The sequence below is a fragment of the Acetobacter senegalensis genome, assembly GCF_001580995.1.
Lineage (GTDB): Bacteria > Pseudomonadota > Alphaproteobacteria > Acetobacterales > Acetobacteraceae > Acetobacter > Acetobacter senegalensis.
Map to the genome: position 1 here is coordinate 106957 of NZ_LHZU01000144.1, position 11674 is coordinate 118630.

General features: G+C 57.3%; 10 protein-coding genes and 1 tRNA gene. 10 read left to right on the forward strand and 1 reads right to left on the reverse strand.

The features are described from left to right. Positions 1-138 precede the first annotated feature (138 nt). Positions 139-2607 carry a glycosyltransferase gene (locus tag AD948_RS14570; RefSeq protein ID WP_061472501.1) on the forward strand — a complete coding sequence of 823 codons (2469 nt, stop codon included), beginning with the start codon at positions 139-141 and terminating at the stop codon, positions 2605-2607. 415 nt (positions 2608-3022) lie between these two features. Here the strand turns inward: AD948_RS14570 and AD948_RS14575 are convergent. Continuing rightward, positions 3023-3097: transfer RNA gene (locus AD948_RS14575), tRNA-Gly, on the reverse strand. Positions 3098-3257: 160 nt separating this feature from the next. On the opposite strand from AD948_RS14575, the gene AD948_RS14580 reads away from it, so the two are divergent. From AD948_RS14580 to ubiM, 9 genes are all read left to right on the forward strand, one after another. After that, on the forward strand, positions 3258-5339 hold the full coding sequence (locus AD948_RS14580; protein ID WP_061472502.1) for an NAD(+) synthase: 2082 nt from the start codon (positions 3258-3260) through the stop codon (positions 5337-5339). 64 nt (positions 5340-5403) lie between these two features. After that, entirely contained in the window at positions 5404-6000 is a 597-nt protein-coding gene (hisB, locus tag AD948_RS14585; RefSeq protein ID WP_061472508.1) for an imidazoleglycerol-phosphate dehydratase HisB, read from the forward strand. Between the two features lie 125 nt (positions 6001-6125). Next, positions 6126-6788 (forward strand): imidazole glycerol phosphate synthase subunit HisH, encoded by a 663-nt coding sequence (hisH, locus tag AD948_RS14590; protein WP_061472503.1) that lies wholly within the window; start codon positions 6126-6128, stop codon positions 6786-6788. Then, positions 6788-8122, forward strand: a complete 1335-nt coding sequence (gene hisA / locus AD948_RS14595; RefSeq protein ID WP_006557735.1) for a 1-(5-phosphoribosyl)-5-[(5-phosphoribosylamino)methylideneamino]imidazole-4-carboxamide isomerase — start codon at positions 6788-6790, stop codon at positions 8120-8122. The genes hisH and hisA overlap by 1 nt, the downstream gene beginning before the upstream one ends. Then, complete coding sequence (gene hisF / locus AD948_RS14600) at positions 8122-8910, forward strand: imidazole glycerol phosphate synthase subunit HisF (RefSeq protein ID WP_006557736.1); 789 nt, start codon at positions 8122-8124, stop codon at positions 8908-8910. Before hisA ends, hisF begins: the two co-directional genes overlap by 1 nt. Positions 8911-8978: 68 nt before the next feature. After that, a complete protein-coding gene (locus AD948_RS14605) occupies positions 8979-9416 on the forward strand; it encodes a phosphoribosyl-ATP diphosphatase (protein WP_061472509.1) in 438 nt (145 codons plus the stop codon). Further along, positions 9416-9790 (forward strand): histidine triad nucleotide-binding protein, encoded by a 375-nt coding sequence (locus AD948_RS14610; RefSeq protein WP_039903556.1) that lies wholly within the window; start codon positions 9416-9418, stop codon positions 9788-9790. The genes AD948_RS14605 and AD948_RS14610 overlap by 1 nt, the downstream gene beginning before the upstream one ends. A 38-nt stretch (positions 9791-9828) precedes the next feature. Further along, positions 9829-10419 carry a nitroreductase family protein gene (locus AD948_RS14615; RefSeq protein WP_058987734.1) on the forward strand — a complete coding sequence of 197 codons (591 nt, stop codon included), beginning with the start codon at positions 9829-9831 and terminating at the stop codon, positions 10417-10419. A 5-nt stretch (positions 10420-10424) separates the two neighbouring features. Then, complete coding sequence (gene ubiM, locus AD948_RS14620) at positions 10425-11627, forward strand: 5-demethoxyubiquinol-8 5-hydroxylase UbiM (RefSeq protein WP_061472504.1); 1203 nt, start codon at positions 10425-10427, stop codon at positions 11625-11627. Positions 11628-11674 lie beyond the last annotated feature (47 nt).

Below are 11674 nucleotides of genomic sequence, written 5' to 3' on the forward strand. Positions count from 1 at the left end.
CTACAGAAACGCCTGAACAGAAGATCGTTCCTGACACGCACACTTTGACGGGCCTTCCCGAAGATTTATATATCACTCAGATATTTGGTTTATTTGATTTCAGTTTCGGCTTGCCGTTTTCAAAGTGAAAAGAAGAGAATGCCCCAGCGTCCCTCCGCCTCAGTGTCTGCTACCCACCTGTCAGAGCACAAGGCCTCTCCTTTTCCGGCCCATGCAGAGCATGGCTCGCTCCATCCACGCCCTCCTGCTCCGGCCAACACCCCGCAGACGGAGACTCCTGCAGACAATCGGGCACTCAGAATTGCGTTGGCAGACGCCCTGACAGAACTTTCCCTCGCCCGCAGCGCCCTTGCGGATCAAACACGACGCATCCAGTTGCTCGAACAGGCCGAGGCAGAACGAGAACGCGCCTTCCAGGTTATCACCACCCAGTTGGCGGACCATCAGAGAGCACTGGCAGAAACAGCCCGGACGCTGACTCCTCACCCCTCCCGCCTGCGTCGTCTTTGGCGCACTCTGCGCTATCCTCCTGTAACACCGGCCTTACCTGACGCACCCGTTCTGGAAGCTCTTCCTTCCATTCCTCCCTCTCTTCCACAGCGTCCCGCCCATCGGCCTCTTCCGCCCCCTCACAGCGGGCCGCGCAAGATTCTGTTTGTTGCCGGAGAGCTGGATACTACAGGCCGCATCTATCGGTGCGAACGGATGGCGGCAGCCTTTGCGGCGGCTGGCGTTGAAGTGCGCGTGCTTGATTGCCCTGTTGTAGGGCCGGATGATGTCAACTGGGCGGATGCCCTTGTCATCTGGCGTACCCGCATGAGTGAGCATGTCAGCATCATGCTGCGTCTGTTTCAGGAGCAGGGAAAGCCTACAATTTTTGACATCGATGATCTGGTTTTCCGGCCGGACCTCGCAAAAATCGAGATTATTGACGGCATTCGTCACGGCTGGACAGTTACAGAAGAAACCACCTGCCAGATTTTCACAGATTTCAAACAAACCGTTGAAAAATGTGACATGGCGTTCACCACCACCCTCGAACTGGCCGACGAACTCTTCATGACCGGCGTAAGACCTGTGGTGGTGCTACCGAACACATTTGATCATGAAACCCAACGCCGGGGCCGCCTTGCCGCCCGCCGCAAGCAGCTTATCGGGCCAGATGGTCTTATCCGCATTGGATACGCCGCCGGGTCACGCACGCATCAACGAGACTTCAAACTTGTTTCACAGGTGCTGGCAGACCTGTTGCGGGCAGATAACCGGCTACGGCTTGTGCTGTTTACAGTGAACGACACCCTTCCTCTGCTGCTGATGGAAGAATTTCCTGAACTGAGCGGGCTGGAAGAACAAATTGAATGGCGCACCTTTGTGCCTCTTGTCGATCTTCCTGCCGAAATGGCCCGGTTTGATATTTCCATCATTCCGCTTGAGACTGACAATGTGTTCTGCGAAGCCAAAAGCGAGATCAAGCTCTTTGAAGCAGCGCTTGGAAATGTCTGTTCCATAGCCTCACCCACCGCCCCCTTCCGGCGGATTATCCAACACGGGCAGAATGGCTTGCTCGCCAGCACGGCGGACGAATGGCGGGAGGGCCTGCTTACGCTTATTCGCGATCCTGCTCTTCGGCAGAAACTGGCCTGCAACGCATTCAACTGCGCCCTGTGGTTCTTTGGCCCGGAACGGTTGAGCTTTCTGGCACGCGATGCCGTGCTCTCCATGGGTGCCGGGCTGGAGTGTGCTCAAGCCAGCGCCCGCCTGATAACCGGCAGCAGAGACACGACACCTCTTATCCCCGTTGTACCGGATAGTGAAACACTCTTTTTGCATGACCAACTGGATCAGGCTGATGTGAGTGTTGTGGTCACCTCCTACAACTATGAACATTTCATTCTGGAAGGCCTTGAAAGTGTCGTGGCGCAAACGCTGGACATGCTTGACCTGATTATTGTGGATGACGGCTCCACCGATGGCTCCGTACCCCTGATTCTGGCATGGGCGGCAAAACACACATCCCGTTTCAATCGGCTGCTTGTCTTGCGCTCTATTTCCAACGCAGGCCTTGGCGGCGCACGCAATATTGGTATGGCAGCAACAGAAACCCCTTACGTCATGCAACTGGATGCAGATAACAGGCTGGCACCAACTGCCTGTGAGCGCCTTATTGAGGCGCTAAAGACTGAAGGGGCTGCCTTTGCTTATCCTATAATCGAGCAATTCGGTGCCCGTATCCATAACGGCGTTCTGGGTAACCGTCCCTTTCAACCTCTTGCCTTTGTGCCATCCAACTACATTGATGCCATGGCCATGGTGGCCAAATGGGCATGGGCAGCCGTAGGCGGCTATTATGTGCAGCGTGACGCCATGGGCTGGGAGGACTTTGACCTCTGGTGCAATTTTGCAGAACGCGGCTTCGTTGGTGTCCATGTACCGGAAATTCTGGCGCAGTACCGCCGCCACACATCGTCCATGACGAATGCGGTAACAGAAACGCCTGATCACAAACCTCAGATTGTGTCACTTCTGGAAGCACGGCACCCTTGGCTGCGCCTGACACACCCCCACGCTGCCCCCAGAGACGACACACCAACAGAGACAGCGGTTTAAAATTGAACTGGCTGTCATATCCAGAGCATGATTTCAGACCTCTTTTCGATGTTTCCCACGTCTGCCTTTCCACTACGCCTTCTGAGTGGTCAGTCTTGTGTGGTTGGCTAAACTTTATGATTCAACCAATGCTTGTGGCGTGCCTGCACATAGGTTTTCGTGTGAGGCACAAGCGACCTGGCAGACTGTGATGGGACGTAAATCGCGTTAAATAAGGACCATCTCAAGAAAGCGATTCCCCTGCCTCAGCTTAACAGGAGCTTTCAGGCTACTTTTCTTCAAAAAATGTGCGCGCAAATCTGCCTGCCATAATGACAAACATTAGCGATTTTATTTTTACATTCTGATGATATACGATGCAGCTAGATGAACAAAATTTTCATTCATCTAAGCTCCTGATTTTCTTGGGAAAATCTGGAGCGGGCGATGGGATTCGAACCCACGACCCCAACCTTGGCAAGGTTGTGCTCTACCCCTGAGCTACGCCCGCATCGGATGGCCACCTTCTACGAGGGAAAGAGAAAACGCGCAAGAGGGTATTTCAAATTTTTTTATGCTTTTGTTTCAGCCCTCTCTGCCTCCCTTCCCTCATCACCATTTGGAGGGATGGTTCGCCTGCATATTGGCGTTAAAAAGGCTTGTCTGTAATCATGACGCCCGTTTCAGGTTCAGGAGGGCTGTTCATGCCGGTTTCCCCATTTCACGCCCTGTATCATCAGGGCTTTGCCCGTGTGGCGGCCTGCACCGTTCCTGTTTCTCTGGCAGACCCGGCCACCAATGTGCAGCGTATTCTTGCCGCAGCCCAAACAGCATCGGAAGAAGGATGCGCTTTGTGCGTCTTCCCCGAACTTGGGCTGTCAGGATACGCCATTGATGATCTGCGCCAGCAGGAAACTCTGCTCAACGCTGTGGAAAAAGCGCTGACAGACCTTGCTGCAGCGTCAGCATCTCTCCTGCCCGTTCTGGTTGTGGGTGCTCCCCTTCGCCACAACAACACCCTGTATAATTGTGCCGTCATTCTGCATCGCGGCACCATTCTGGGGGTCGTGCCTAAAAGCTTTCTGCCAAACTATCGGGAGTTTTATGAAGCCCGGCATTTTACCCCGGGTGCAGGAGTCCGTGGGCAAAGCATCCTTCTTGATGGCAGGGCTGTGCCCTTCGGCGCGGATCTGCTGTTTGATGCCACAGATCTACCCGGGTTCTGTCTGGGAGTGGAAATTTGCGAGGATATGTGGGTCCCCGTCCCGCCCGGCACGTTGGCAGCACTGGCGGGGGCTACGCTGCTCGCCAATCCCTCCGCCAGTGACATCACAGTCGGCAAGGCGGAGACACGCACACTTCTGTGCCAGTCCCAATCTGCGCGGTGCGTTGCGGCCTATATTTACGCCGCCGCAGGCGCTGGCGAATCCACAACCGATGTGGCGTGGGATGGCCAGATTTCCATCTTTGAAAATGGTGTCCTGCTTGCCGAGAGCGAACGCTTTCCCTCCACGGCTCAGACAGTCACGGCAGATATTGATCTCATGCTGTTACGGCAGGAACGCCTGCGCATGGGCTCCTTTGCGGCCAACGCGCAGGCCATGGCAGCCAACGCGCCAGACTGGCGGCGAATATCCTTCATACTCGCCCCACCACAGGCAGACCTGGGACTGCGCCGCCCACTTGCACGTTTTCCGTTTGTGCCAAGTGATCCCGCGCGGTTGGCGCAGGACTGTTTTGAAGCCTTTACCATTCAGGTAACCGCCCTCAAGCAACGCCTGCGCGCCAGTGGCGCCAAAACCATGGTCATCGGCATTTCCGGGGGGCTGGATTCCACGCAGGCGCTGTTGGTGGCCGTGCGCGCCGCAGATGAACTCGGCTGGCCGCGTTCCGCCGTGCTGGGCTACACCATGCCCGGTTTTGGCACGACGGAAAAAACCCTCGCCAGTGCGCAGGCCCTTATGGCGGCTCTTGGCACAGGCAACGAGCTTCTGGATATCCGCCCCGCAGCTACCCTTATGCTCAAGGAGATCAAACATCCCTTTGCACAAGGCGAGCCCGTGCATGACATCACTTTTGAGAACGTGCAGGCAGGACTGCGCACGGATTTCCTGTTCCGGCTGGCCAATATGCATAATGGACTGGTGATTGGCACCGGCGATCTTTCGGAGCTTGCACTGGGCTGGTGCACTTATGGCGTAGGCGATCAGATGGCCCATTACAATGTGAATGCGGGCCTGCCAAAAACCCTTATCCAGCACATCATTCGCTGGGCCATCGCCTCGGGCCATTTCTCGGCTGATGTCACGCCCCTGCTCTCCACCATTCTGGCCACGGAAATCTCCCCGGAACTGGTGCCTGCGGGCGCGGATGGAAGCATCCAGAGCACGGAAGACATTATTGGTCCCTACGCCCTGCATGATTTTACCCTGTTTTACGTGCTGCGCTACGGCTTCCCCCCTTCCCGCATCGCCTACATGGCGCAACAGGCATGGCAGAACGCCGATGCAGGCGCGTGGCCACCTGGCTTTCCGCAAGCCGAACGGAAGACGTATGATCTGCCCACCATCAAACATTGGCTGCGCGTTTTCCTGCGGCGATTTTTCGCCACCAGTCAGTTCAAGCGCTCCGCCATGCCCAACGGGCCGAAAATCATGGCTGGCGGCAGCCTTTCTCCCCGTGGAGACTGGCGCGCTCCGTCTGATGGCAATGCCACACTCTGGCTGACGGAACTGGAACAGAACGTTCCCTGAGAGGTTCTGCCCCACCGCATGCATGATGGTATCTGCCGCACTCTTCGGCTATAGACTCCGCATCATGAGCACTCCGCGCCAAGCCACCCTTCATCGCGTTACCAGCGAGACAGATATTGCCGTCACTCTTGATCTGGATGGATCAGGACAGGCAGACATTGATACCGGCATCGGTTTTTTTGACCATATGCTGACAGCGCTGGCCAAACATGGCCTGCTGGATCTGACGGTAAAAGTGCGGGGAGACCTGCATATTGATGGTCATCACACCGTAGAAGATACCGGGATAGCACTGGGCCAGGCATTGCGGCAGGCGCTGGGCGACAAACGGGGTGTGCGCCGCTTTGGCCACGCGCTTGTGCCGCTGGATGAAGCGCTGTGTGAAGCTGTGGTTGACCTTTCCGGCCGTCCCTATCTGGCATTTGACGCCACTTTTGACCGCGACCGCATTGGTGAACTGGATACCGAACTGGTGGAAGAATTTTTCCGCGCCTTTGCCATGTCCAGCATGATCACCCTGCATCTGACGGAAAAAGCAGGTAAAAATTGCCACCATATTGCAGAAGCCGCGTTCAAGGCTCTTGCCCGCGCCCTGCGCATGGCAGTTGAGATGGACCCTCGGGCGCAGGGGGCCATTCCCTCAACCAAGGGAGTGCTGTAAACAGGGCCGGGTCTGGCGCCACGCCGTGGCTGCCTGCTCAGCCTGTTTCAGAATGATCCAGCGGGCGCTGCCCCTCCGGGGTATGCCAGCCCGTTTTCCAAACAGGACCATAAGTGCGAGGTCCCATGACCCAGTCTCTCTCCATTGCCGTTATTGATTATGAAGGCGGCAATCTGGCTTCCGCAGCACGCGCAGCAGCACGCGCGGCCGAACTCTCTGGCATTGCGGCCACAGTCACCATTACCAATTCACCCTCCGCAGTGCTGGAGGCCGACCGTATCGTCCTGCCCGGTCAGGGAGCCTTTGCGGATTGCGCGCAAGGGTTGGATACGCAGCCGGGCCTGAAGGATGCGCTGCTCACCGCCACACGCAACGGCACGCCTTTTCTGGGTATCTGCGTGGGCATGCAGCTTATGGCCGAGCGCGGGCTGGAACACGGCGTCACCCCCGGCTTTGGTTGGATAAAGGGAGACATTGCGCCCATGGAAGCCCCCGGCCTGCGGCTGCCACAGATGGGCTGGAATGAACTCAACCTCACCCAGCCCCACCCCTTGACGGAAGGACTGGGCACCGCTCCGCACGGTTATTTTGTGCATTCCTATGCCTTGCAAGGGGCTGCGCCGGAGACCTTGATCGCCACCACGGATTACGGAGGGGCCGTGCCCGCCTTTGTCTGCAACGGCAATGTGGCGGGCACGCAGTTCCATGTTGAAAAAAGCCAGACCGTCGGGCTGCGGATTCTGGCCAATTTTCTGGCTTGGCAGCCTGAAACACGCTGGGCGGTCTGATGTCTCGGAAAAAACCCGTTCAACGTATCCTTAAATTGGATGAAGATGATCTTCAGGCCCTGTGTGAAGCCGTAGATGCCGCCATTCTGGACGGTGGCGGTTTTGGCTGGATACAGCCGCAGGGGCGGCAGGTTCTGGCGCGCTATTTCAAAGGGCTGCTTCTGGTGCCCGAACGCATGCTGTTTGCCGTGCGGCTGGATGGCGTGATTGTCGGCTGTGCGCAACTGGTCCGCGCCGCCCGCAATAACGAGGCTCAGGCCATGTGCGTCACGCTGATGCACCTGTTTGTTGCGCCTTATGCCCGGAAGCAGGGGCTAGGCACCCTCCTGTTGCAGGAGGTGGAAAACGCCGCCCGCAGCATGGGCTACCGTGTGCTGAACGTGGATGTGCCAGAAACCCAGACCGCCGCCATTGATCTGTTCCGCAAGGCGGGTTTTGAACAGTGGGGTACCCATCCACACTATGCCCGCATTGGCGATCAGACCGTATCTGGCCTGTTCTTTACCAAACTTCTTGATAACGCCCGTCCCGCAACAGCAGAAGCACCCCGCATGACCCAGGCAGACGTTGCTCCCGCCGAATACACATCCTCCTCTTCCCGCCCTTTGACGCTTTACCCCGCCATTGATCTGAAAGATGGCGCCTGCGTACGTCTGCGCCGGGGCGAGATGGAAGATGCCACCGTTTATTCAGATGATCCCGCAGCACAGGCCCGTGCCTGGTGTAATGCCGGGTTCAAGTGGCTGCATGCCGTTGATCTGAACGGCGCTTTTGCAGGGCAGTCCGCCAACGTGCCCGCCGTACGGGCCATTCTGGAAGCATCAACTGTCCCCATGCAGCTTGGCGGGGGACTGCGTGACATGAAGGCCATTGCCTCCTGGCTGGAAGCTGGCGTCACGCGCGTTATTCTTGGTTCGGTCGCTGTAAAAAATCCGGCGCTGGTGCGCGAAGCATGCCGCGCCTTTCCGGGCCGCATTGTGGCGGGCATTGATGCCCGTTCCGGCCACGTCGCCACGGAAGGCTGGGCAGAAGTTTCAGACATGCAGGCCACGGAACTGGCGCTGCGCATGCAGGAAGCAGGCGTTGCCGCCATTATTTTCACGGAGATCAGCCGGGACGGCATGCTGGAAGGTCTTGATCTGGAACAGACGGTTGCTCTGGCCAATACGGTCACCATTCCGGTTATCGCCAGCGGCGGTGTTGGCTCGATCGACCATCTGGCAGCCCTGCGCAAAGCCGCCGATCAGGCTCCCGGTATCGAGGGCGTGATTGTAGGCCGTGCTCTGTATGATGGCCGTGTTTCTCCCGCAGAAGCGCTCAAGGTTCTGGCCTGATGCTCAAACTGCGCGTTATTCCCTGCCTGGATGTCAAAAACGGACGCGTTGTCAAAGGCGTCAATTTTGTCTCCCTGCGCGATGCGGGGGACCCGGTTGAACAGGCAGCACTGTATGATGCCGCTGGCGCTGACGAACTGACTTTTCTGGACATTACCGCCAGCCACGAAAACCGTGACACGATTCTGGACGTGGTCAGCCGCACTGCAGAGCGGATTTTCCTGCCGTTGACGGTAGGTGGCGGTGTGCGCGCCACAGAAGACATGCGCCGCCTGCTTCTGGCTGGTGCAGACAAATGCGCCATGAACTCCGCCGCAGTGTCCCGCCCCGAACTGATCAATGAAGCCGCCCGCAAGTTTGGCAGCCAATGCGTCGTTGTGGCCATTGACGCCCGGCAGTCCGCTCCTGGTAAATGGGAAGTTTATACCCATGGGGGCCGTACCCCCACCGGGCGTGACGCGATAGAGTGGTGCAAGGAAGTGGCTGAACGTGGGGCGGGAGAAATTCTGCTCACCTCCATGGACCGTGATGGCACACGCTCCGGGTTTGATCTTGACCTGCTGAAAGCCGCCACACAGGCCGTTCGTCTGCCAATTGTCGCTTCTGGCGGCGTTGGCGCGCTTGAACATTTTGTGGAAGGCGCTCAGGCTGGCGCCACGGGGCTTCTGGCTGCCAGCGTCTTCCATTTTGGCCAGTTTACGGTTTCTCAGGTTAAAACGGCGCTGGCTGAAGCCGGACTGCCGGTTCGTCCTTCTCCTTCACCCTTTCAGGCAAATCCAAGCGCATGATCAAGAAAGCCAGCACCAAACCGGGCACAAAAGCTGCTCCCAAGGCAACGGGCAAAGGAGCCGCCAAGATGGCCGTCAAAAGTCAGTCCAAAAAAGCAGCCGCGGCAAAACAGCCGGAACACAAACCTGACATGCTACCGGCAGATCTTTTGAGCGAACCGGCAGACATGACCGTTCTGAACAGGCTGTATGATGTGGTTCTAAGCCGGAAAGGCACAGATCCCTCTGTAAGCCATTCCGCACGTCTGCTCTCCCGCGGCACATACAAGATTGCGCAGAAATTTGGTGAAGAAGCCGTTGAGTGTCTGATTGAAGCCGTAGCTGGCCGCAAGGATCTTCTGGTTGGCGAAAGTGCTGATGTTCTCTACCACCTTATTGTTCTATGGGTTGATGCTGGCGTCACCCCGGACGAGGTCTGGGCCGAACTGCGCCGCCGTGAAGGTGTGAGCGGAATTGCTGAAAAAGCAGCACGTCCTAAAGAAACTTTTGCAAAAAAGGGTAAATGATGGCTGTCAACGGAACAGGTCCCTATAATTCGGACAACATTTTCGCCAAAATTCTGCGTGGAGACATTCCGTGCAAGAAGGTGTTTGAAAATGAATGGGTGCTGGCGTTTCACGATATCGCCCCCAAAGCGCCTGTGCATATCATCGTTATTCCAAAACAGCCTTATGTTTCCTTTATTGATTTCAGCAAAAATGCCAGCACTGAAGAAATTGCGGCTGTCATGCGCTCCACGGGGCAGGTTGCGGCGGCCCTGAATCTGGAAGAAAGCGGATACCGCGTTATCACCAATGCAGGGCAGAATGCAGGGCAGGAAGTGCCGCATTTCCATCTGCATGTGCTGGGTGGCAAAGCGCTTCCGCCGTTTCCTGTCTGATTAACTGCTTTCTGTTCCTGAACCGGAGTTTCCTGATCATGACCCCTATGGAAATGCTTCTTAGCCGCGCATCTACAGACCATCTGGCAGAACCTGCGCCTTCAGCAGCGCAGCTTTCCGAGATTCTGGCAGCGGCCATGCGGGCACCAGATCATGGTAAACTCCGCCCATGGCGCTACGTTGTGATTGAAGGAGATGCCAGACCGCTTATGGCGGAACGGATTGTCGCCAGCATGCAACGCATGGATGCCGAGGTTCCAGAAGCAAAAATTACTAAACGCCGTCAGCGGTTTTCAACCATGCCCATGATCCTTGCCTTGGGCATGCACCTCCGGCCTGATCACAAAATCCCACTTTGGGAACAGGAAATGGCCGTTGCCGCCGCTGCCATGAACGTCTTGAACGCCCTGCACGCCACCGGGTTCGGCGGTGTCTGGGTCTCCGGGGATGTGGTGGACGATCCCGTTCTTGCTGCGGAAATTGGGCTCCCTGCCCCCCATAAACTTGCCGGGTTCCTTTTTGTCGGCACGCCATCCGGCAAACCCGCTTCTCCCCGCCGGCCGGATCCGGCGGATTTTACAGCCTACTGGACCGGTGCTCCGGTTACCTTTGCGGCAGATAAGGACTGATCACCATGCAGACCGCGGCACAGACAGACGTTGCCATTATAGGGGGAGGCCCTGTTGGGCTTGCCACAGCGCTTTCTCTTGAAAGTGCGGGGCTTTCTGTCACGGTTTTGGAACGTGCGCCAGCGGCTGTATGGGAAGAACCCTCCTTTGATGGCCGTGAAATTGCTCTTACGCATCATTCCGTCCGCATTTTGCAGGAAAACGGTGCCTGGGAGCATATTCCACAGTCCGCCATCTGCCCACTTCGGGAAGCGCGTGTGGAAACCGGAAAGTTTCGTCACCCGCTTACGTTTGATACGCATGGCCGTGGAGTCGATGCGCTCGGCTGGCTGGTCTCGAACAATCACATTCGCCGCGCGCTCTATGCCGCAGCCGCAGCCCGCCCCGGCATCACGCTGCTAGACGGGGTTACGGTTGAAACCGTACGGCAGAACCCTGCACAGGCCGTGGTGCATCATTCCAAAGGCCAGCTTCAGGCACAACTGGTTGTCGGGGCAGATGGGCGTTTCTCCCCTACCCGTCGGCGTGCCGGAATCGGGGCCATTATTCATGATTTCAAACGCACCATGCTGGTCTGCCGCATGGCGCATGACTCGCCACACCATAACATTGCAACGCAGTGGTTTGATGAAGGCCAGACCGTCGCTCTCCTGCCGGTCAACGGCATGGCCTCCTCTCTGGTGCTGACCTTGCCCTCGGATGATATCAAACGCCTTCTGGAAGCACCGCGCGATGCCTTCAATGCAGAAATCATGGAGCGCATTGGTAATCGTCTGGGCGCAATGCGGCTTGTCAGCACCCGTCACGCCTACCCGCTGAAAGGGGTCTATGCGCATCGCTTCACAGCCCGCCGTCTAGCCCTTGTGGGGGATGCCGCTGTGGGGATGCACCCCATTACCGCCCATGGTTTCAATCTGGGCCTCCGCGGGCAGGAAATCCTCTCTCAGGAGGTCGCACGGAACGTTTCCACAAATGGAGATGCCGGTCTGGCACAAGGCCTACGTCGTTTTGAACAGAAGCATCGCCTTGCCACAGCGCCCCTTTTTGCGGGCACAAACGGTATTGCCACCCTGTATACGCATGACGGCGTTCCTTTCCGTCAACTCCGTGAAACAGGTCTGCGCCTGGCAGATGCCTTCACCCCCTTCAAAAATGCCGTCACAACCCTCCTGATGGATCGTCACTCCGTTCCCCCCAAGGTATCCTGACGCCACGGGCTACAGGGCTACAGGGCTACAGGGCTACAGGGCTACAG

What these genes read in the sequence shown, in the direction of transcription:
- AD948_RS14570 (WP_061472501.1), top strand. Translation starts at nt 139, where the DNA reads ATGCCCCAGCGTCCCTCCGCCTCAGTGTCTGCTACCCACCTGTCAGAG.
- hisF (WP_006557736.1), top strand. Translation starts at nt 8,122, where the DNA reads ATGCTCAAACTGCGCGTTATTCCCTGCCTGGATGTCAAAAACGGACGC.
- AD948_RS14615 (WP_058987734.1), top strand. Translation starts at nt 9,829, where the DNA reads ATGACCCCTATGGAAATGCTTCTTAGCCGCGCATCTACAGACCATCTG.
- hisA (WP_006557735.1), top strand. Translation starts at nt 6,788, where the DNA reads ATGTCTCGGAAAAAACCCGTTCAACGTATCCTTAAATTGGATGAAGAT.
- AD948_RS14580 (WP_061472502.1), top strand. Translation starts at nt 3,258, where the DNA reads ATGACGCCCGTTTCAGGTTCAGGAGGGCTGTTCATGCCGGTTTCCCCA.
- hisH (WP_061472503.1), top strand. Translation starts at nt 6,126, where the DNA reads ATGACCCAGTCTCTCTCCATTGCCGTTATTGATTATGAAGGCGGCAAT.
- hisB (WP_061472508.1), top strand. Translation starts at nt 5,404, where the DNA reads ATGAGCACTCCGCGCCAAGCCACCCTTCATCGCGTTACCAGCGAGACA.
- ubiM (WP_061472504.1), top strand. Translation starts at nt 10,425, where the DNA reads ATGCAGACCGCGGCACAGACAGACGTTGCCATTATAGGGGGAGGCCCT.
- AD948_RS14605 (WP_061472509.1), top strand. Translation starts at nt 8,979, where the DNA reads ATGGCCGTCAAAAGTCAGTCCAAAAAAGCAGCCGCGGCAAAACAGCCG.
- AD948_RS14610 (WP_039903556.1), top strand. Translation starts at nt 9,416, where the DNA reads ATGGCTGTCAACGGAACAGGTCCCTATAATTCGGACAACATTTTCGCC.